General features: G+C 71.1%; 20 protein-coding genes and 1 pseudogene. 8 read left to right on the forward strand and 13 right to left on the reverse strand.

Going from position 1 to position 20,626, the window contains the following annotated elements; genetic code table 11:
• Window positions 1-55: 55 nt before the first annotated feature.
• On the reverse strand, window positions 56-907 hold the full coding sequence (locus OG448_RS07255; RefSeq protein ID WP_306930706.1) for a helix-turn-helix transcriptional regulator: 852 nt from the start codon (window positions 905-907) through the stop codon (window positions 56-58).
• 137 nt (window positions 908-1,044) lie between these two features.
• Here OG448_RS07255 and OG448_RS07260 point away from each other — a divergent pair, with 137 nt between their 5' ends.
• The 3 genes from OG448_RS07260 to OG448_RS07270 all read left to right on the forward strand — a co-directional run bounded on the left by OG448_RS07260 (window position 1,045) and on the right by OG448_RS07270 (window position 3,716).
• Window positions 1,045-1,332 (forward strand): Atu4866 domain-containing protein, encoded by a 288-nt coding sequence (locus OG448_RS07260; RefSeq protein ID WP_405552120.1) that lies wholly within the window; start codon window positions 1,045-1,047, stop codon window positions 1,330-1,332.
• Between the two features lie 100 nt (window positions 1,333-1,432).
• Complete coding sequence (locus tag OG448_RS07265; RefSeq protein ID WP_405552122.1) at window positions 1,433-2,869, forward strand: MFS transporter; 1,437 nt, start codon at window positions 1,433-1,435, stop codon at window positions 2,867-2,869.
• Window positions 2,870-2,948: 79 nt separating this feature from the next.
• Entirely contained in the window at window positions 2,949-3,716 is a 768-nt protein-coding gene (locus OG448_RS07270) for an SDR family NAD(P)-dependent oxidoreductase (protein ID WP_405552124.1), read from the forward strand.
• A 351-nt stretch (window positions 3,717-4,067) separates the two neighbouring features.
• On the opposite strand, the gene OG448_RS07275 is transcribed toward OG448_RS07270, so the two are convergent.
• The 3 genes from OG448_RS07275 to OG448_RS07285 form a co-directional block, all read right to left on the reverse strand.
• Window positions 4,068-4,694, reverse strand: coding sequence for a TetR/AcrR family transcriptional regulator (locus OG448_RS07275; protein ID WP_403388508.1), 627 nt, complete (start codon window positions 4,692-4,694; stop codon window positions 4,068-4,070).
• Between the two features lie 142 nt (window positions 4,695-4,836).
• Window positions 4,837-6,228 carry an amidase gene (locus tag OG448_RS07280; RefSeq protein ID WP_405552126.1) on the reverse strand — a complete coding sequence of 464 codons (1,392 nt, stop codon included), beginning with the start codon at window positions 6,226-6,228 and terminating at the stop codon, window positions 4,837-4,839.
• Window positions 6,215-6,421 (reverse strand): hypothetical protein, encoded by a 207-nt coding sequence (locus OG448_RS07285; RefSeq protein ID WP_031089454.1) that lies wholly within the window; start codon window positions 6,419-6,421, stop codon window positions 6,215-6,217. Before OG448_RS07285 ends, OG448_RS07280 begins: the two co-directional genes overlap by 14 nt.
• 148 nt (window positions 6,422-6,569) lie before the next feature.
• Here OG448_RS07285 and OG448_RS07290 point away from each other — a divergent pair, with 148 nt between their 5' ends.
• A complete protein-coding gene (locus OG448_RS07290) occupies window positions 6,570-7,289 on the forward strand; it encodes an MFS transporter (RefSeq protein WP_405552128.1) in 720 nt (239 codons plus the stop codon).
• An 11-nt stretch (window positions 7,290-7,300) separates the two neighbouring features.
• Complete coding sequence (locus OG448_RS07295; protein WP_405552130.1) at window positions 7,301-8,236, forward strand: MBL fold metallo-hydrolase; 936 nt, start codon at window positions 7,301-7,303, stop codon at window positions 8,234-8,236.
• A gap of 482 nt (window positions 8,237-8,718) precedes the next feature.
• On the opposite strand, the gene OG448_RS07300 is transcribed toward OG448_RS07295, so the two are convergent.
• Both OG448_RS07300 and OG448_RS07305 read right to left on the reverse strand, forming a co-directional pair.
• Entirely contained in the window at window positions 8,719-10,047 is a 1,329-nt protein-coding gene (locus tag OG448_RS07300) for a class I SAM-dependent RNA methyltransferase (protein WP_405552132.1), read from the reverse strand.
• A gap of 100 nt (window positions 10,048-10,147) precedes the next feature.
• Window positions 10,148-12,196 carry an APC family permease gene (locus OG448_RS07305; RefSeq protein ID WP_405552134.1) on the reverse strand — a complete coding sequence of 683 codons (2,049 nt, stop codon included), beginning with the start codon at window positions 12,194-12,196 and terminating at the stop codon, window positions 10,148-10,150.
• A gap of 160 nt (window positions 12,197-12,356) precedes the next feature.
• Here OG448_RS07305 and OG448_RS07310 point away from each other — a divergent pair, with 160 nt between their 5' ends.
• From OG448_RS07310 to OG448_RS07320, 3 genes are all read left to right on the forward strand, one after another.
• Window positions 12,357-12,491, forward strand: a complete 135-nt coding sequence (locus OG448_RS07310) for a hypothetical protein (RefSeq protein ID WP_267881251.1) — start codon at window positions 12,357-12,359, stop codon at window positions 12,489-12,491.
• 112 nt (window positions 12,492-12,603) lie between these two features.
• Window positions 12,604-13,275, forward strand: a complete 672-nt coding sequence (locus OG448_RS07315; RefSeq protein ID WP_030803045.1) for a TrkA family potassium uptake protein — start codon at window positions 12,604-12,606, stop codon at window positions 13,273-13,275.
• A complete protein-coding gene (locus tag OG448_RS07320) occupies window positions 13,275-13,946 on the forward strand; it encodes a potassium channel family protein (protein ID WP_405552136.1) in 672 nt (223 codons plus the stop codon). Before OG448_RS07315 ends, OG448_RS07320 begins: the two co-directional genes overlap by 1 nt.
• A 58-nt stretch (window positions 13,947-14,004) precedes the next feature.
• Here OG448_RS07320 and OG448_RS07325 read toward each other — a convergent pair whose 3' ends face one another.
• From OG448_RS07325 to OG448_RS07355, 7 genes and pseudogenes are all read right to left on the reverse strand, one after another.
• Window positions 14,005-14,817, reverse strand: coding sequence for a DUF3159 domain-containing protein (locus OG448_RS07325; protein ID WP_405552138.1), 813 nt, complete (start codon window positions 14,815-14,817; stop codon window positions 14,005-14,007).
• A 3-nt stretch (window positions 14,818-14,820) separates the two neighbouring features.
• Complete coding sequence (locus tag OG448_RS07330; protein ID WP_161189817.1) at window positions 14,821-15,219, reverse strand: OB-fold nucleic acid binding domain-containing protein; 399 nt, start codon at window positions 15,217-15,219, stop codon at window positions 14,821-14,823.
• 65 nt (window positions 15,220-15,284) lie between these two features.
• Complete coding sequence (locus tag OG448_RS07335) at window positions 15,285-15,971, reverse strand: response regulator (protein WP_405552140.1); 687 nt, start codon at window positions 15,969-15,971, stop codon at window positions 15,285-15,287.
• Window positions 15,968-18,523, reverse strand: coding sequence for an ATP-binding protein (locus OG448_RS07340; RefSeq protein WP_405552142.1), 2,556 nt, complete (start codon window positions 18,521-18,523; stop codon window positions 15,968-15,970). Before OG448_RS07340 ends, OG448_RS07335 begins: the two co-directional genes overlap by 4 nt.
• A 181-nt stretch (window positions 18,524-18,704) precedes the next feature.
• A complete protein-coding gene (locus tag OG448_RS07345; RefSeq protein WP_405552144.1) occupies window positions 18,705-19,457 on the reverse strand; it encodes a DUF3710 domain-containing protein in 753 nt (250 codons plus the stop codon).
• A 1-nt stretch (window position 19,458) separates the two neighbouring features.
• Window positions 19,459-20,006 (reverse strand): annotated as a pseudogene (gene dut / locus OG448_RS07350) (dUTP diphosphatase).
• On the reverse strand, window positions 20,003-20,581 hold the full coding sequence (locus OG448_RS07355; RefSeq protein WP_405552146.1) for a PaaI family thioesterase: 579 nt from the start codon (window positions 20,579-20,581) through the stop codon (window positions 20,003-20,005). The pseudogene dut and the gene OG448_RS07355 overlap by 4 nt, the downstream one beginning before the upstream one ends.
• Window positions 20,582-20,626 lie beyond the last annotated feature (45 nt).

A 20,626-nucleotide genomic window follows, 5' to 3' on the forward strand; every position in this document is an offset into this window, starting at 1 on the left:
GGCCCGAAGACACCCGCGAGCACGGCCCCTCCTGTTCGGGGGCGCGCCACGGGTCTCACTGTCCGGCGGAACGGGACGGGTTCCGCCTGCCGTCGGCGTACAGGGAGCCGAGAAGGGCCAGGGCCTGCGCGGAGGGGCTGCCCGGTTCGGCGTGATAGATGACGAGTTGCTGGCCCGGGGCGTCCCGGACGTCGAAAGACTGGTAGGTGAGGGCGAGAGGGCCGACATCCGGGTGGAGAAGTTGCTTGGCGTCCTGGGTCTTTCCGCGCACGGTGTGCTGCGCCCACAGCCGCCGGAATGCGGCACTGTGTTCGGTCAGTGTGCCCACCAGGTCTCGCAGACGTGGGTGCTCGGGGTCGAAGCCGCTTGCCTGGCGCAGGTTGGCGACGGCGGCCTGGGCGGCCCGGTCCCAGTCTTGGTAGAACTCCCGTCCGGCTGGGTCGAGGAAGGTCATGCGGGCCAGGTTGTCCGCGGGGGTGAAGGGGGCGTAGAGCGCGTCGGCCAGGGCGTTGGCGGCCAGGAGGTCGAGGGTGCGGCTCATCACGAACGCCGGGGTGTGCGGGTAGCCGTCCATCAGCTGACGCAGCGCGGGACCGACGTGTTCGGTGGTGTGGAGGGAGCCTTGGCCGTCCGGTGACACTCCGGCCAGGCGGCGCAGGTGGCCGCGGGCGTCCCTGTCGAGCAGGAGGGCACGGCTGAGCGCGTCCAGCACCTGTGGCGAGGGATGGCGCTCGCGGCCCTGCTCCAGCCGGGTGTAGTAGTCGGCGTTCACGCCGGCCAGGACGGCGACCTCCTCGCGGCGCAGTCCGGCGACCCTGCGTACGCCGTGACTCGCCATGTTGACGTCCTGTGGCCGCAGGTGGGCACGGCGCGCGCGGAGGAATTCCCCGAGATGGTTGTCATCCATGGCCTCCAGGCTAGGCAGTGGCTCCGCTCTCTGCCTGGGTGTGCCGCACCCAGGCAGAGAGCACCCTGGTACACCCGCGATGACCTGCGCAGACTCGGTCGGGCAAGACACCCGCACCCACCGAGGAAGGCAATGCGATGACAGGCGATGCGCGGAGCGGCGGCGATTCCGGGCATGCCGACGTGGTCGGCATGTGGATGACCGCGGACGGTCAGATCCGCCAGGAGCTGTTGCCGGACGGGCGCTACGACGAGGCCCGGGGAGACCGGCGCAGCGCGTACACCGGCCGGTACACGGTGACCGGCGACCACCTCGACTACGTCGACGACACCGGCTTCACCGCCACGGGCGACATCAGGGACGGCGTGCTCCACCACGAACACCTCGTGCTCTACCGCGAGGACCGGACGGAAAAGCCCTCGTGAGAAGGCGCGCCCGCGTCCTCGTTTCTCACGCCCACGGATACCGAGTCCGCCGCGGTGTGGGCCCCTGGCCGCCGCCCCGTCACATAAGGAAGGCAGAGCAATGAAGCAGACCGACGAGATCGCCACGGGCGCCGACGGAACCGGGGCCGTTGCGGAGGTCTCCCCGCCACCCGGCATGCCGGCCCTGCTGGTGCTGTGCGCGGCTCATTTCATGGACGCCATAGACCTTTCGGACGTGGGCGTGGCCCTGCCCGCGATCCAGCGTGACCTGGGCATGGCTTCGGGCTCCTTGCAGTGGGTCGTGTCGGCCTACGCCCTCGGCTACGGCGGGTTCCTCCTCCTGGGCGGCCGGGTCGCCGATCTGTTCGGCCGGCGACGCGCTTTCCTGACCGCGGTCGCCGTCTTCGGCGTGGTGAGCGTGCTGGGAGCGCTCGCTCCGACCGGTGGCGTGCTGGTCGTGGCGCGGCTGGTGAAGGGGGTCGCCGCGGGCTTCCTGGCCCCGGCGGCTCTTTCTCTGATCACCACCAATTGGCCGGAGGGTCCGCGGCGCGGCCGTGCCCTCGGCTGGTACGCCACCGCCGGCGCCTGCGGCTTCATCGGCGGACTCGTTCTCGGCGGCGTGCTGACCGAACTGTCGTGGCGGCTGGTCTTCGCGCTCCCTGTGCCCATCGCTGTGGGCGCGCTGCTCGCGGGGCTGCGCCTGCTCCCGGCGGACCCCCGGGGCAGCGTTCGCGAGAAGATGGACGTTCCTGGCACGCTGACGGCCACCGGAGCCCTGATGCTCTTGGTCTACGCCCTCACCCAGGCTCCGTCGCACGGCTGGCTGTCCGCCCGCACCCTCGTTCTCTTCTTCGCCGCGGCCGGTCTGCTCGGCCTGTTCGTGCGGGTCGAGTCCCGCACACGCAGGCCCTTGGTCCCGCTGTCCTTCCTCACCCGGCGCACGACCGCCGGCGCCAACCTGACGATCTTCGCCATGTGGGGCGCCTACACATCGTTCGCGTTCCTCGCCACGCTCTACCTGCAGAACGTGCTGGACTGGTCGCCGTTGCAGACCGCCGGTGCCTTCGTCCCGCTGGGCCTCGCCAACGGCGCGCTGGCGCCGTTCGCGGGGCGGCTCGCCGCCCGGTTCGGAACGCACAGGATGATCGCCGCCGGGATGCTGCTCCTCGCACTGTCCTACGCGCTGTTCTTCCGGATCGGCCCCCACAGCTCCTTCCTCACCGTGGTCCTGCCCGTCATGGTCGTCAACGGGATCGGCACCGCGGCGACCTTTCCCGCGCTGAACATGAGCGCCGTGACCGGGCTGCCGGACCGTGACCAAGGGCTAGCGGGAGCCCTGCTCAACACCTTCATGCAGATCGGCGGTGCCGCCGTCCTCGCCCTCGTCACCGCGGTCGTCGAAGCCGGACAGCGCACGAACCGGGGTGACCCCCTGGCGGGCTACGGCCTCGGTACCGGCGTCATCGTCGCCACCGTGCTCGTCGGCCTGGGCGCCGCGCTCCTCATCCGGCACCGGCCGGACAGCCGGGACCACTGACGACGGCCCCTCTTTCGGCCACGAAGCCGTCCGTGACCGCGCACGGCCCCCCGACCCGACCCCATCAGGGAGCACCCAAATGATATCCACGACCCCGTCCACCGGAGCCGCCGAGTTCGCCGGGAAGACGGCCCTCGTCACCGGCGCCGCACGCGGTATCGGCAAGGAGACCGCATCCCTCCTCCATACCCGCGGCGCACACGTCGTCGCCCTCGACACGCGTCCCGAACTCGCCGTTCTCTCGGAAGAGTTGCCCGGGGTCGTGACCGTGAGCGGCGACGTCACCGCGGAAGAAACCGCCACCCGCGCGGTAGGTGCCGCCGTCGACGCCTTCGGCGGACTGGACATCCTGGTCAACAACGCCGGACGCACCCTGAACAAGCCCGTCACGCACACCACTGCACGGGACTGGGACAGCGTGATGGACGTCAACGCCCGCGGTGCCTTCCTCTTCGCCCGCGAAGCCTTCCGGGCCATGGAGGAGCGCGGCGGCGGCGCCATCGTCAGTACCGGTTCGTACGCGTCCACGGTCGGCCTGCCCAAAGGGGTCGCCTACAGCGCATCTAAGGGGGCTCTCGCTCAGCTGACCAAGGTGCTGGCACTGGAGGGCGGCCCCCTTGGCATCCGCGCGAACCTCGTCGCCGCAGGCGTTGTCGAGACCGACTTCCTCGACACCTTCCGCCCCGACAGCCGCGCCTATCTCGCGTCCTTCGCGGACGTCCACCCCCTGGGCAGGGTGGCGCAGCCCCGCGAGATCGCGGAAGTCCTGTGCTTCCTGGTCTCCCCGCGGTCCGCCTTCGTCACGGGCGCCGTACTCCCCGCGGACGGCGGCTTCACCGCCGCCTGATCCGTCGTCCGCCCGCGGACAAGCGACACGATAAGAACATTCCTTCCCTACGTAATGTGCTTTGTGCTGATGCGCGAGAAGGAAACATCCGGAGGACGGGAGACAGCGGACGGCGAGGGGCGACGCACTCGCCGCCACGATCCACGGCGCAGGGAGCCCGTACTCGACGTCGCGCTGGACGTGCTCGCCGAGGACGGGGTCGCCGGGATCACGCAGCGCAAGGTGACCGCCCGGGCGGACGTACCGCTGGGCTCCGTCACGTGTCACTTCGCGAGCCTGACCGAACTGTGCACGCGGGCAACCACTTGGCCTCCACGGCTCGGTGGCCAGACCGCCCGATGAGCGAAGTGGTCAGCTGTCGGGCTTCTTCGAGCGCCGCGGGGCGGCGGCCTGGGTGGGACGAGCGCCGGCCTCGATCTGCAGGGCGTACACGGCGTTCGTCACGAGCTCACGCGCGTATGCGGCGTCCAGTCGGCCAGGGCGGAAGAGGATGCGGTACATGATCGGCGCCACGACACGGTCGATCAGCAGTTCTGTCTCGGGCACCGGCTCCCCGCGCTGCACCGCACGGGCCAACACGGCGTCGATCTGCTCTGCGGCATACGCCGAACACTGACCGGCATTGGTGCCGTCGGGGTCGCCGAGCAGGGCGTCCCGGATGTAGGCACGCCCGGGCGGCGAGGCCATCTCGTCCAGGAACTGTTCCGCCCACGCGTCGAGATCGGCCCGCAGGCTTCCGAGATCGGCCGGATCCGTTTCCGGGCGCAGTCGTTCGACGGCCACGTCGGACAGGAGTTCCTGCAGGTCGCCCCAACGACGGTAGATCGTGGAGGGGGTCACCCCCGCCCGAGTGGCCACCATCGGGACCGTGAGCGCGTCGCGGCCCACCTCCCCTACGAGTTCACGTACCGCCGCATGGACGGACTCCTGTACGCGTGCGCTGCGCCCGCCGGGGCGGACCATGGGCTTGGGACTCATGCGATCCACCTTAATGCGAATTTGTTGCTTCTAGCCGATGGCTGGCGTCGGCGACCCGCAGGGCTGCGTATCCGGGCGCCCGAGCACGGCGGAAGCCCCTGCGGCGACGCAACCGCATGCCGGCTGGAACGTCCGTCTTCCCTCAGGCAGCGAGGGGAGCGAGCCGCCCCGCGCCGGCCACCGACTCCTCGTAGACCCGGCCCACACGGAGCACCGTCGCGTCGTGGAAGGGGCGCGCCATCAGCTGCATACCGATCGGCAGTCCGGCGCGGTCGTGACCGACCGGCAGGGTGAGGGCCGGGACGCCAGTGATGTTGGCGGGGGCACAGAGGCGGACGTAGCTGTCCGACACGGTCTCGGTCGTGCCATCGGCCCACTCGACGGCTTCCTGCCCCGCCTCGGCGGCGGTCATCGGCACCGTCGGCGCGGCGAGGACGTCGATTCCGTCGAACATGCGAGCCCAGGAGTCTCGCATCATGGTGCGGGCCCGCTGGGCGCGGAGGTAGTCGCCCGCAGAGGTGAGTTCGCCGGCCTCCAGCAGGATGCGAACGTCCGCCGCGTACAGGTCGGGGGTGGCCCGCAGCGACCGCTCGTGGTATGCGGTGGCCTCGGGAACCATCAGCCCCCACTGAACCGCCTGGACGTAACGCGCCATCGGGATCTCGACGTCGACGAGCTCCGCCCCCAGCTCCGCCAGCCGCTCGATCGCGCCGCGTACGGACTCCTCGACTTCGGGCGTGACCCGGTCGAAGTAGTGGTTCCGCGGTACGCCGACCTTCAGTCCTCGCAGGTCGCCTCCCGGGAAGCGGTCCAGCATGGGGCCGGACACGCTCGCCGGGTCGCGCGGGTCGTGGCCGACGGTCGCCGACAGCACCAGCGCGACGTCCTGGACGGTGCGGGTGAGAGGGCCCACATGGTCCAGGGACCAGGACAGCGAGGTCACGCCTGTGCGTGGGACCAGGCCGTAGGTCGGCTTGAGGCCCACGACGCCGTTCAGGGCCGCGGGGACCCGGATGGAACCGCCCGTGTCCGTGCCCATGGCGAACGTCGCCCCGCCGGCGGCGACAGCTACCGCCGAGCCGCCGCTCGACCCACCCGCAACCCGGCTGTGGTCCCAGGCATTGTTCGTCTGCGGAGTGGTCAGGCCGTAGGCGAACTCGTGCGTGTGCGTCTTGCCCAGAAGGACGGCCCCGGCAGCGCCGAGCCGTTCGGCCACCCGGCTGTCGCGTTCCGCCACGTGCCCTGTCCGGACGTGCGAGCTCGCCGTGGTGGGTATCCCCTCTGCGTCGATCAGATCCTTGAGCGCCATGGGGATCCCGTGCAGCGGCCCGCGCGGTCCGCTTCCGGAGATCTCCCGTTCGGCGCGGACCGCTGCGGCCAGGGCCGCGTCGGCGGCGACGGTGACGTAGGCGCCCAGTTGTCCTTCGACGGCGGCGACACGGGCGAGCACCGATTCGGTGAGTTCGACGGGGGACAGCTCCCGTGCGCGCACCGCACGGGAGGCTTCGACCAACGACAGCTCAAACGGTTGCATCGGCGTTCCCCTGTCCGGCTCGGTAGGAGGACGCGGGAGGGGTCTCGCCGAAATCGAGCTCGCGCAACGTGCTGATCACGGAGTGGATGTAGTTGGCCGTCATGGCCACTTCTTCATGTCGGCCGTCCCCGAGGGGGAGCCCCGCCCGCAGCGCCCCTCGGGCTGCCTCTTGGGGGGTGAGTTCGCTGGTCATCGCTTCCTTCCGGATCTGTGCGGCGCGACGGGCCGGGGCTTGTACAGGACCTTCGACCACCGTAAAAGCGAATCATTTGCTTTAGTCGATCGTAGGACCTACGGTGCCTTAAAGCAAACCAATCGCTTTTAGTACGGGAAGGACCCTCATGCAGAGCGTCCCCGCGGGCCTCGCGCCTCCCCGCACCTCCCCATCCGGACGCCTGCCGGTCGCAGTGCACACCTCGATCCTCATCGCGCTGCTCGCCGCATCCAGCGCGCCCCTCGACATCACGGTGGTCTTCAGCGCCTACGGTCTGGCACTCCTGATCGCACTGCTGACGACCGGAACCCTTTCCGACCATGTCGGACGCCGCCCCGTGCTCCTGGGCACGTTCGCGGTCCAGGTCGCCTCCATGGCACTGTTCGCGACGGCCGACGGCCTGACCACCCTGATCGGCGCCCACGTGCTGCAGGGCATCGCGGCCGACCCCGTACTTGTCTTCACCGGGGCGGCGCTGGCCGGGTTCGGCTTGGGAGCCGTCTCCCAGGGTGCGCTGCGCGCGGTCGTCGACTCGGTACCGGCCCGGGAGAAGGGCGGCACGCCCGCCTCCTATTACGTACTCGGCTACTTGGCGATGAGTCTGCCCGCCATCGACGCCGGCGCCCTCACCGCCGGCTTCGGACTGCGTGCGGCAGCCCTGGCCCATGCCGGCTGCGTGGCCGTACTGGCGACCATCGCGGTCTCGACGCTGACCGCGCCGCGGCACAGTCGGCGCCGGACACCGTCTGCGGACGCCCACTCCCGCCCGGCAACGAGCAACTACACATCCGCCTCACCGGACACACCCGCCCCGGAAATCTCCGTCCTCGCGACCCCTAACAGGTAAGGAAGGTCTTCGTGTTCACCTCATCGCAAACGACCAAGTCCACTACTCCCCCCGCCTCTTCCTGGACGGTGGGCAACCACACCGTACGACGCATCGACGAAGTCGTCCTGCCCGCCCAGACCGGTCCGTGGCTGCTGCCCGGGGCAACCACCGACCTCGTGAGCCGGACTCCCTGGCTGAGCCCCGAATTCGTCGACGAACAAGGCTTCCTGCACCTGGCGAGTCACAGCTTCGCCGTCGAGGTGGACGGCATGCGGGTGCTGGTGGACACCGGCATCGGAAACGGGAAGCGGCGCTCCAACCCCGCCTGGCACAACCTGAACAGCGACTACGAAGCACGGCTACGGGCGGCGGGCTTCGCGCCGGAGAGCGTTGACGTCGTGGTCCTGACCCACCTCCACGCCGACCACGTGGGGTGGAACACGCGTGCCGAGGGCGACGCCTGGGTGCCCACCTTCCCGAACGCGCGCTATCTCACCTCACGCACCGAGTGGGACTACTGGGCGGGTGTCGACATGGAGGAGGCGCGTCGACAGATGTTCCGGGACTCGGTCCATCCCGTCCGGGAAGCAGGTCTGTTCGACCTTATCGATGTCGCGGACGAGGGCACGGACGTCGCGCCGGGCATCCGTCTGCTGCCCACCCCCGGCCACACACCGGGGCAGGTAGCGGTGGAACTGAGCAGCCGTGGCGAGACCGCACTGGTCACCGGCGACAGCATCCACCACCCGGTCCAGATCGCGCATCCGGAGCTCTGCAGCTGTGTGGACGTCGCTCCCGAACTCGCGGCCAGGACCCGGAACCAGGTGCTCGACTCACTGGCCGGTACGTCAACTCTCCTGCTGGGGAGCCACTTCCCGCCGCCGACCGCCGGACACGTGCGACGCGAGGACGGCGGGTACCGACTGGCCCCGGCTCCCTCAGGGGTCACGCCCATCGGCGGCTGAAGCGGATCGGAGCACCCGGGACGGGCCGCGCACCGAGTCGCACCGAGTCCGTGCGGGTGTCCTTCCGAGCGTCCGCGACCGGACGGCCCGGGAGCGGACAGGAGACTCCTCCAGCATGCGCTCCGTCGTCACCGATGGGGCCGGAGGACGTTATGACCGATCACCGGCTTGCGCCCTCTGCGTAAGCCGGCTGTCGGCTGTCCCACGTGGGCGACAGTCACGCCGACGCGTCGCGAACGATGGCCACCTGCCGGCCCACTCGCCCCTCGCCGGCCGAGCAACGCGACCCTGCTTCAGTCTCGCGAATCGAGCGGCATTCGAGCGTTAAGAATGATGAACGCACGTCGCCGACATCATTCGTACGAACCCCGCCACACCCTGTAACCGCAGGTCAGGCGAGTTTGAGCAAGCAGTGCCTCTGCCCGACCCGCTACACGGAGGGAAACAGGTCGAGCGACCCACCCGGACCACAAAACAGCAGGTCAGGCACCCTTCTTCACCGGCTCCAGAATCGCCACGCACTCCACATGATGCGTCATCGGAAACAGATCGAACGCCCGCAACGTCCGCACCCGGTACCCGCCCTCCCGGAAGTACCCCAGATCCCGGGCCAGCGCAGCCGGATCGCAAGCCACGTACGCGATCCGCCGGGCGCCAAGGCCGGCCAGGTGCTGCACCGTCTTGCGGCCCGCCCCCGCCCGAGGCGGGTCGAGGACGATGAGGTCGACCTCCGTGATCCCCGTCCGGGGCAGGACGGACTCCACCTTGCCCTGCTCCACCCGCACCCGGGGGAAGTCCGCCAGGTTGTGCCGCGCGTCCTCCACCGCCCGCTTGCCGGACTCGATGCCGAGGACCGCGCCCGTCTCGCCGAGGCGGTCGGCGAGGGCGCCGGCGAAGAGGCCGGCGCCGCAGTAGAGGTCCAGCGCCATCTCGCCCTTGCGGGGCAGGAGGCCCTGCATCACGGCCGTCACGAGGGTGTCCGCCGCCTTCGGGTGGACCTGCCAGAAGCCGCCGCTGCCGACGCGGTACGTGCGGCCGTCGGCGCGCTCGCGGACGAACGCGCGGCCGTGGACACGGTGGACGCCGCCGTCCTTCTCGTCGACGCGCATCACGGAGGCGGGCCGGTCCAGCTCGACGAGCGGCAGCCGGGCACCGGGGCGGGGCTCCAGGATGACCATGCGGTCCTGCGAGCCCGTCGCGGCGATCGCGTCCACGGAGGCCATGCCCGACCAGTCCCGGTCCTCGATGCCGAGTTCACTGACACCGGCCGCGGCGATCATGCAGTGATCGATGGGCTCGACCTCGTGCGAACGGTGGCGGCGCAGGCCGGCATTGCCGTCCACGTCGACCGCGTACTGCATGCGCGTGCGCCACTGGGGCACCTGGCCCGCGGGCAGCTTGTCGCCCTCGGCCGGCATGACCGTGCCGTCCCAGCCGGCCTCCTCCGGGGTGAGGCCCGCGAGCCGCTGGAGCTGCTCCGCGATGACCTCGCCCTTCAGGCGGCGCTGCGCGCCCGGCTTCGCGTGCTGCCAGTCGCAGCCGCCGCAGCGGCCGGGGCCCGCGAAGGGGCACGGCGCCTCGACGCGGTCCTTGGACGCGTCCAGGATCTCCACCGCGTCAGCCCGCAGGAAGCGCGCGCCCTCCTCGCCCTCGGTCACCCGCGCCACGACCCGCTCCCCCGGCAGCGTGTGCCGGACGAACAGCACCTGGCCCTCGGCGGTACGGGCGATGCAGTGACCGCCGTGGGCGACGGGGCCGACCTCGACCTCGTACTCCTCGCCCACCAGAGACTTCTTCTGTTCTGCCTGCATGGTGGGGTGACTCCAAGATCGGGGGGAAGGGGCGGCGGGCGAACAAGGGCCCGCGCGGACAACAGCCGACCAGTCTACGGGGTCCCGGAGACCCCCGCGGTCACTCCTTCGTCCCAGGCCCGTCCTTGTGCCGCTCGGCCGGTCCCCGCCGCACCGCGCCCGGCGCGCTCCACTCCTGGCGCCTGCGGGCCCGGTCGCGGGCCACCTGGGAGGACTCGAGCTGGTAGGGCACCGAGGTCACCATCACGCCGGGCGTGAACAGCAGCCGGCCCTTGAGCCGCAGCGCGCTCTGGTTGTGCAGCAGATGCTCGTACCAGTGACCCACCACGTACTCCGGGATGATCACCGACACCGCGTCGCGCGGGGACTCCTTGCGGAGGTTCTTGACGTACTCGATGATCGGCCGCGTGATCTCGCGGTACGGCGAGTCCAGCACCTTCAGCGGTACCTCGATCCCGCGCCGCTCCCACTCCTCGCGCAGCGCCTTGGTCTCCACCGGGTCGACGCTGACGGTCAGCGCCTCCAGGGTGTCGGAGCGCATCAGCTTGGCGTAGGCCAGGGCGCGCAGCGTGGGGCGATGGATCTTGGAGACCAGCACCAGGGAGTGCACCCGCGAGGGGCGCACGCTGTCGTCGGTGGGGCCGTCCACCGCGGAGATCTCGTCCGCGACCCGGTCGTAGTGCTTACGGATCGCGGTCATCGTCGCGTAGAAGATGCACATGCCCAGCAGGGCGACCCAGGCGCCGTGGGTGAACTTGGTGACCAGCACGACGACCAGCACCAGGCCGGTGAAGAAGGCACCGAAGGCGTTGATGGCGCGCGAGCGGACCATGTGGCGGCGCTTGAGCGGGTCCTTCTCGGCGGCGAGGTGCCGGTTCCAGTGCCGGACCATGCCGGTCTGGCTGAGCGTGAAGGACACGAACACACCGACGATGTAGAGCTGGATCAGCCGCGTGGAGTCGGCGCCGTAGATCACCACCAGCAGCATCGCCGTGCCGGAGAGCAGCACGATGCCGTTGGAGAACGCCAGGCGGTCGCCGCGGGTGTGCAACTGGCGGGGCAGATAGCGGTCCTGCGCCAGGATCGAGCCGAGCAGCGGGAAGCCGTTGTACGCCGTGTTCGCCGCGAGGAAGAGGACCAGCGCGGTCGCGGCGGCGAGGACGATGAACAGGAGGCTGCCCTTGCCGAACACCGCCTCGGCGACCTGGGAGATCACCGGGTTCTGGACGTAGCCGGAGCCGATGGGCACCCCGTCGCGCAGCAGGTCGGTCGCCGGGTACTCGGCCATGCGGACCTTGGTGGTCATGGCGAGCGCGATGATGCCGCAGAACATGGTGACGGCGAGCAGGCCCATCATGGCGAGCGTGGTCGCCGCGTTCTTCGACTTGGGCTTGCGGAAGGCGGGGACGCCGTTGGAGATGGCCTCCACGCCGGTGAGCGCGGCACAGCCGGAGGAGAAGGCCCGCAGCAGCAGGAAGACCAGGGCGAAGCCCGCGAGGCCCTGGTGCTCGGCCCTGATGTGGAAGTCGGCCGTCGGGGCGCGCATCGTGTCCCCGAGGACCAGCCCCCGGAACGCGCCCCACGCGATCATGATGAAGACGCCGCCGACGAACACATAGGTCGGGATGGCGAAGAGCTTGCCCGACTCCTTCACCCCGCGCAGGTTCATCAGCGTCAGCAGGACGATCACGGCACAGGCGCACAGCACCTTGTGCTGGACCACGAAGGGGACCGCCGAGCCGAGGTTCTCGATGCCGGAGGCGATCGACACGGCCACGGTCAGGACGTAGTCGACCAGCAGGGCGCTGGCGACGGTCAGCCCGGCCCGGGGGCCGAGGTTGGTGGTCGCCACCTCGTAGTCGCCGCCACCGCTGGGGTAGGCGTGCACGTTCTGCCGGTAGGAGGCGACCACGGTGAACATCAGCACCACGACCGCGACCGCGATCCAGGGGCTGAAGTGGTACGCCGACACGCCCGCGATGGACAGGACCAGCAGTACCTCCCCCGGCGCGTAGGCGACGGAGGACAGCGGGTCGGAGGCGAAGACAGGGAGGGCGATGCGCTTCGGCAGGAACGTCTCGCCCAGCCGATCACTGCGCAGTGCGCGCCCGATCAGAATCCGTTTGGGCACGTCGGTCAGTTTGGACACGAGAGAGGATCGTAGGGCTTCGAACAGGCGGGCGCGCAACCGGTGGCCACGTTCTGCCTCACGAGTGAAATCGGGGGCGCCCGGAAGTGGGGTGTGCCAGGGGTGCGCGCCGCCGTGCCTAGATGACAGCTCCGGCCCGTCATCGCACTTCGGAGGTCCCATGCCCGCCGCCGCTGAGCTGCTCGGAGCCGTGCTCGCCCTGGCCGGCCTCGCCGTCCTCACCGGGTGCAGCGTGCGCAGCATCACTCGGCGCCGGGCGCCGGGGGTGACCGCGGTCACGGAACAACGCAGATGAACACCGTCACGGCGGGTTGACGGCGGGCAGGATGAGCACGCGTGTGCAGCTTTGGGCCCGGGTCTGAGACCCTGATGCCGAGCAGCAACTTTTGGACACCGGAAGGACGGTCGTGCACATCGTCATCATGGGCTGCGGCAGAGTGGGTTCCGCTCTCGCCCAGACCCTGGAGCAACAGGGACACACGGTCGCGGTGATCGACCGGGACCCCACCGCCTTCCGCAGGCTGGGACCGGGATTCGGCGGCCGCCGGGTCACCGGTGTCGGCTTCGACCAGGACACCCTGCGCGAGGCCGGCATCGAGGAGGCGGGCGCCTTCGCCGCCGTCTCCAGCGGTGACAACTCCAACATCATCTCCGCCCGGGTGGCCCGCGAGATGTTCGGCGTGGAGAACGTGGCCGCCCGGATCTACGACCCGCGCCGGGCCGAGGTGTACCAGCGCCTGGGCATCCCGACCGTCGCCACGGTCCGCTGGACCGCCGACCAGATGCTGCGCCGGCTGCTGCCCTCGGGTGCGGAGCCGCTGTGGCGTGATCCCACCGGCGGGGTCCAGCTCGCCGAGGTGCACGCCTCCGCTAAGTGGGTCGGCCACAAGATCAGCAAGCTCCAGGAGGAGACGGGCGTCCGCGTGGCGTTCCTGACCCGGCTGGGCGAGGCCGTGCTGCCCACCTCGCAGACGGTCCTCCAGGAGGGCGACCTGGTGCACGTGATGATGCGGACGGACGAGGTCCAGAAGGTCGAGGCCGCGTTCGCCGACGGCCCCGAAGAGGAGGGCGGTCACTGATGAGGGTCGCCATTGCCGGAGCCGGAGCGGTCGGCCGCTCGATCGCGGCGGAACTGCTGGAGAACGACCACGAGGTCCTGCTGATCGACAAGGCGCCGACCGCCATCTCGGTGGAGCGGGTGCCGCAGGCGGAGTGGCTGCTGGCCGACGCCTGTGAGATCACGGCCCTGGACGAGGCCGCGCTCCAGCGCTGCAACGTCGTGATCGCCGCGACCGGCGACGACAAGGTCAACCTGGTCGTCTCGCTGCTCGCCAAGACGGAGTACGGCGTCCCGCGCGTCGTCGCCCGGGTGAACAACCCGAAGAACGAGTGGCTCTTCAACGAGTCCTGGGGCGTGGACGTGGCCGTCTCCACGCCGCGTCTGATGTCCGCCCTGGTCGAGGAGGCGGTGAGCGTCGGCGACCTGGTCCGGCTGCTGCGCTTCAGCCACGGTGACGCCAACCTGGTCGAGCTGACCCTGCCGGAGGAGTCGGCGCTGGCCGGCACCCAGGTCGGGGACGTGGAGTGGCCGGAGGACACCAGCCTGGTCACCATCATCCGCGGCACCCGCGTGCTGACGCCGTCCAAGGAGGACTCCCTGGAGGCGGGCGACGAACTCCTCTTCGTGGCCGCGCAGGCCCGCGAGGAGCAGTTGGAGGACCTGCTGTCGGTGCGCCGCGACAGCGCCTGAGGCCGCATGCGAAGAGGGCGCCCCCGGATCTCTCCGGAAGGCGCCCTCTTCGTGTGTACTACGCGCCCCTGCGGTGCCGTCCCGCCGTGGGCTCGCCGTTCTCGGCGGCGGCGCCCTCGCGCTCGGCCGTCTCCGCCTTCTCTGCCTCCTCCGCCTTCTCGGCGGCCTCCATCTCGGCGAACACGTCGATCGGCGGCGGCGCCTTGGCGAGGAAGACCCAGGTGAGCCAGACCGCCAGCAGGAAGGGCGGGATCTTCAGGATGACCAGGACCCAGCCGAGCTGGGTGGTGTCGGCCCACCAGTAGAGCGGGAAGAGGATCGCGCACTTGGCGAGCAGGATCAGGCCCCAGGCCCAGCTGGACTTGGCGTACGCCTTCTTGCGGCCGGGGTTGCGGGTGCGCCAGGAGAGGTTCTCCTTGAACACCGGGCCCAGCATCAGGCCGATCAGCGGCACCCCGGCGAGGGTCGTGATGATGTACGCCAGCGCCAGGCCCAGGGTGTAGAGCATGCCGGGCAGGTAGAAGTCCTTGGCGTTGCCCGTGAACATGGCGAACACGACGCCGAAGGCGACACCGAAGACACCGCTGAAGGCGTGCTTGACGGTGTCCTTGCGCAGCAGCCGGACCACCAGCATGACCACCGCGACGGCCAGCGCGGCGATCGCGGAGAGGTGCAGGTCCTTGTTGATCGTGTAGATCGTGACGAAGAGCAGGCCGGGCAGCACCGTCTCGACCATGCCGCGGATGCCGCCGAACGCCTCGAACAGCGCGGCCTCGGTGACCGCCCGGGAGTCGTGGACCTGCTCGGCCTCGTCGGTGCCGTCCGGCGGACTCTGTCCGGCGTCTTGGGTCGGCTTGTCGAGGGACGTCACCGGCTACTCCCGTCCGAGGGGTCGCAGTTCGTACTTCGGGTTGAACAGCACGCGGCGGCCCCGGCTCATCGAGATCCGGCCCGATGCGATCAGCCTGCGTCCCGGTTCTATGCCCGTGATGGAGCGCCTGCCGAGCCACACCACGTCCAGCGCGGCGGTGCCGTCGAACAACTCCGCCTCCAGCGCCGGGACTCCCGCCCGCGGTCGCAGGGTGACCGTGCGCAAGGTACCAGTTACGGTGACGATCTGCCGGTCGTGGCAGTCGCCGATTCGCGTGCAGCCCGCGGTCTCGGTGTCCTCCCGCAGCTCCTCCGACTCCAGGTCCTCCTGGGAGGTGGAGAGCCGGTCCAGCATGCGGCGGAACCGGCCTGCCGGCTTTTCGGATCGAGGAACGCCACTCATGTCTGAAGCCTACCGGGGTGTGCCCCGGAGGCCGTACTCCAGAGGGGCCCGGCCCGCACACCGGTTCACTTCTCGAAGCGGTAGCCCATGCCGGGTTCGGTGATGAAGTGCCGGGGGTGGGCCGGGTCGGCCTCCAGCTTGCGGCGGAGCTGGGCCATGTAGACCCGCAGGTAGTTGGTCTCGGTGCCGTAGGAGGGCCCCCAGACCTCCCGCAGCAGTTGCTTCTGGCCGACCAGCCGGCCGGTGTTGCGGACCAGCACCTCCAGCAGATGCCACTCGGTCGGGGTGAGCCGTACGTCCTTGCCGGCCCGGTCGACCTTCTTCGCGGCCAGGTCGACGGTGAAGCCGGCGGTCTCCACGGTGGTCACCTCGTCCTCACCCGGCCCGACCGGCTCGGCCCGGCGCACGGCGGCGCGCAGCCGGGCCAGCAGTTCGTCCATGCCGAAGGGCTTGGTGACGTAGTCGTCGGCGCCCGCGTCCAGTGCCTCGACCTTCTCGTCGGAGGAGTGGCGGGCGGACAGCACCAGGATGGGCACCCGGGTCCAGCCGCGCAGGCCCCGGATCACCTCGACGCCGTCCATGTCGGGCAGACCCAGGTCCAGGACGATCACGTCGGGGTGGCGGGAGGCGGCGAGCTGGAGCGCGGTGCGGCCGTCGGAGGCCGAGTCGACGTCGTACGAGCGCGCCTTGAGGTTGATCACGAGGGCCCGCACGATCTGCGGTTCGTCGTCGACCACCAGCACCCTGGTCATTGCGGCTGCCTTTCCTGTTCTGCGGTGTCCTCCCCCGCGCGGAGCGGGTCGGGGCCGGGCCGGGCGGCGCGGAGGCTGAGCACCATGGTGAGTCCGCCGCCGGGGGTGTCCTCGGCGGTCAGGGTGCCGTCCATGGCCTCGGCGAAGCCGCGCGCCACCGCGAGGCCGAGTCCGACCCCGGCGCCGCGCGGGGCGTCGCCGTACCGCTGGAACGGCTCGAAGATACGGTCCTTCGCGTCGTCCGGCACACCGGGTCCCCGGTCCACGACCCGCACCTCGACCCGGTCCACCAGGGCGCTGGCGGAGACGGTGACGCGCTGGCCGGGCGGGCTGTACTTGACGGCGTTCTCCACCAGGTTGGCGACCGAGCGCTCCAGCAGGCCGGGGTCGACGGCGACCATGGGCAGCGTCTCGGGCACGTCCAGGCCGACGCTGTCCTCGGGGACGCCGACCAGCGCCATCGGCACCACCTCGTCCACGTCGATCTCGCGGATCAGCGGGGTGACGGTGCCGGTCTGGAGGCGGGACATGTCGAGCAGGTTGCCCACGAGGTGGTCGAGCCGGTCGGCGCCCTCCTCGATGCCCTCCAGCAGCTCGGCCCGGTCCTCCTCGGACCACGCCACGTCGTCGGAGCGCAGGGAGGAGACGGCGGCCTTGATCCCGGCGAGCGGGGTGCGCAGGTCGTGGCTGACGGCGGCGAGCAGGGCGGTGCGGATGCGGTTGCCCTCGGCGAGCGCGCCCGCCCGGTCGGCCTCGGCCTGCAGGCGGCGCCGGTCGAGCACGACGGCGGCCTGCGCGGCGAAGGCGGCCAGGACCCGGCGGTCCTCGGCGGGGAGCACGCGGCCGGTGAGCGCCAGCGCCATGTGGTCGCCGACCGGCATGTCCACGTCGGCGTCCTCGGGCCGCTCCAGCGGGGGTCCGAGCCCGGCGCGGCCGGCGCAGGTCCAGGGCTCCAGGTCGCCCGCCCGTTCCAGCAGGGCGGCGGACTCCATGGCGAAGGTCTCCCGGACCCGTTCCAGCAGCGCCTCCAGGCTGGTCTCGCCGCGCAGGACGTTGCCGGCGAGGAAGGAGAGGATCTCCGACTCGGCGCGCAGCCGGGACGCCTGATGGGTGCGGCGGGCGGCGAGGTCGACCACGGAGGCGACCGCCATACCGACGCCGAAGAAGATCGCGATGGCGACGATGTTCCGCGGGTCGGAGACGGTCAGCCGGTGCAGGGGCGGGGTGTAGAAGAAGTTCAGCAGCAGGGAGCCCAGCGCGGCCGAGGCGAGCGCGGGCAGCAGTCCGCCGAGCAGGGCCGCGGCGACCGTGACGGCCAGGAACAGCAGCATGTCGTTGGCGAGGCCGAGGTCGACCGCGTTGAGCAGCAGCGCCAGCAGCGCCGGTCCCGCCAGAGCGGTCGCCCAGCCCGCGACGATCCGGCCCCGGCCGAGCCGGGAGCCGCGCGCGACGGGCAGTCCGCGCCCCTTGGCGACCTCCTCGTGGGTGACGATGTGCACGTCGAGGTCGGGTCCGGACTCCCGTGCCACGGTGGCGCCGACGCCGGGTCCGAAGACGTACTGCCATGCCTTGCGGCGCGAGGAGCCGAGCACGATCTGGGTGGCGTTGACGCCGCGGGCGAAGGCCAGCAGGGCGGCGGGTATGTCGTCGCCGACCACGTGGTGGAAGGTGCCGCCGAGGTCCTCCGCGAGGGTGCGCTGGAGGGCGAGTTCCTTCGGGGAGGCGGCGGTGAGGCCGTCGCTTCGGGCTATGTAGACCGCCAGCACCTCGCCACCGGCGCCCTTCTCGGCGAGCCGGGCGGCGCGGCGGATCAGGGTGCGCCCCTCGGGTCCGCCGGTCAGGCCGACCACGATGCGCTCGCGGGAGCCCCAGATCCGGGAGACCCGGTGCTCGCTGCGGTAGGCGTTCAGGTGCTCGTCGACCCGGTCGGCCACCCACAGCAGGGCCAGTTCGCGCAGGGCGGTGAGGTTGCCGGGGCGGAAGTAGTTGGACAGGGCCGCGTCGACCTTGTCCGGCTGGTAGACGTTGCCGTGCGCCATGCGGCGGCGCAGGGCCTGCGGGGACATGTCGACCAGCTCGATCTGGTCGGCCTTGCGGACGACCTCGTCGGGCACCGTCTCGCGCTGGCGGACCCCGGTGATCGACTCGACCACGTCGCCGAGGGACTCCAGGTGCTGGATGTTGACGGTGGAGACGACGTCGGTCCCGGCGGCGAGGAGTTCCTCCACGTCCTGCCAGCGCTTGGTGTTGCGGGAGCCGGGGACGTTGGTGTGCGCGAGTTCGTCCACCAGGGCGACGGCGGGCGCGCGGCGCAGTACGGCGTCGACGTCCATCTCCTCGAACCCGGCGCCCCGGTGCTGCAGCCGACGGCGCGGCACCTGCTCCAGGCCGTGCAGCAGCATCTCGGTGCGGGGGCGGCCGTGGTGCTCCACGTACGCCACCACGCAGTCGGTGCCCCGCTCCAGGCGGCGGTGCGCCTCGGCGAGCATGGCGTAGGTCTTGCCCACGCCCGGTGCCGCGCCGAGGTAGATCCGAAGCTTGCCGCGTGCCATGGCCCCATTGTCTTCCGGTGACTGCCGCCTACGCCGCGTCGACCTTACGGCGGGCGGTGCGGAGAAAACGGGCGGGGGGCCGCGCGACGGGACGCTTTGACGCAACCCTGACGCCTCGGGCGCAGGCGCGCGCGAAGGGCCGCACCCCCTGGGTACGGCCCTTCGACAGCGTTCTCCCGGCTCAGCGGACCTCGGTGATCTCCGGGCCGCGCTGGAGCTGGCCCATGCCGCCGGAGAAGCGGGAGCCCTCATCCTGCTGCTGGACGCCCTCGGGGACCATCTGGGCGTCGTTGGGCAGCTTGAGGACGATCGGGTCGCGGGGTGCCATCGGGCCCTCGCCGCGCACCACGACGGTGTCCCGGAAGATCTGCTCCAGCAGCCCGGCCGCCTCCGGCTGCACCGCGCCCTGACCGGAGATCACACCGCGCAGGAACCAGCGCGGGCCGTCCACGCCGATGAACCGCACGACCTGGAAGCCGCCCGTGCCGTCCGGGAGCTGCACCGGCACCTGGGCCCGCAGCTCCCAGCCGAGGGGGCCCTCGACCTCGTCGACGATGCCGCCCTGCTGGGTGATGCCGCCCGCGATCTCGTCGCGGACCTCGCCCCAGATGCCCTCGCGCTTGGGGGCGGCGAACGCCTGGAGCTGGACGGCGCTGTCGCGCAGTACGACGGTCGCGGCGACGATCGCGTCACCGGCGACCTCGACCCGCAGTTCCATGCCGTCGACCCCCGGTACGAACAGACCTCCGAGGTCCACCCGGCCCTCGGCCGGGTCGCGCACCTCGGTGGAGTCCCAGGGTCCGTCGGGCCGCGGCTCGGGCTCGAGCCGTACCCGCGTCTGCTCTTCCGCCTCGGTGTCGACGCTGTCGACGACCTGCTCGGCCTCGCCGGCCGCGTCCTCGGCGGCACCCTTCTTGTTGCGACGTCCGAACACGTCACTGTCCTTCCCGGTCGGATACGACCGAAGCGTATCGATTCCCACCCGCCCGGCCACCTGCGGCGGCCGGACCGTCGTGCCGCGCTAGCCGTCCACCGAGGCGTGGCCTCCGGTGGACCCGAAGCCCCCCTCGGCCCTCACCGAACCGGGAAGTTCCGCGACCTCCTGGAAGCGGACCCTCTCGACCTGCTGGACGACCAGTTGGGCAATCCGGTCGAAGCGCTCGAACCGCACGCTGTCGCGCGGATCGAGATTCACCACGATCACCTTGATCTCTCCACGGTACCCGGCATCAACCGTCCCCGGGGCGTTCACAAGCGCTACTCCGCAGCGGGCCGCCAGGCCCGAGCGGGGGTGCACGAAGGCCGCGTACCCCTCGGGCAGCGCGATGGCCACGCCGGTGGGCAGCACGGCCCGCTCACCGGGCTTCAGTTCGCACGCCTCGGTGGTGCGCAGATCGGCCCCGGCGTCACCGGGGTGCTCGTACGCCGGAAGCGGTACGTCGGGGTCGATGCGGCGGAGCCGGACGTCCAGCGGTCGGCTCACGGGTTCACCTCGAAGGCGCGGGAGCGCCGGATCTGGTCCGGGTCGCTCATGGCGGCCTGGATCTCCTGCTCGCGGCCGTGCTCGGTGAAGTGGTCGACCTTCACCTCGACGAACAGCGCCTCCGCGCGGACGGCGACGGGGCCCTCGGGGCCGCCGATGCGGCCGGTGGCGCGGGAGTAGATCTTGCGTCCGGCGACCGCGGTGACCTCGGCCTGGAGGTGCAGCACGGTACCGACGGGCACCGGGCGCACGAAGTCGGTCTCCAGCCGTCCGGTGACGGCGATGGTGCGCAGCAGCCAGTTCAGCGAGCCGAGGGTCTCGTCCAGGGCGGTGGCCAGCACGCCGCCGTGTGCGAGGCCGGGGGCGCCCTGGTGGGCGGGCTGGACGGTGAACTCGGCGGTCAACGAAACACCGTCGCCCGCGCGTGCCTCCAGGTGCAGCCCGTGCGGCTGGCCGGGGCCGCAGCCGAAACAGTGTTCGTAGTGGGCACCGAGCAGCTCACCGGGCACGGGAGCGTCGGGGTGCCGGACGGGGGGCTGCGCGTCGGCGGGGGGCTGGAGGCTGGCTGAACTCACAGGCGCAGACCTTACCGCTCCGCCCTGTGGCCGCCACCACGCCGC

Source organism: Streptomyces sp. NBC_01171, assembly GCF_045039805.1.
Classification (GTDB): domain Bacteria; phylum Actinomycetota; class Actinomycetes; order Streptomycetales; family Streptomycetaceae; genus Streptomyces.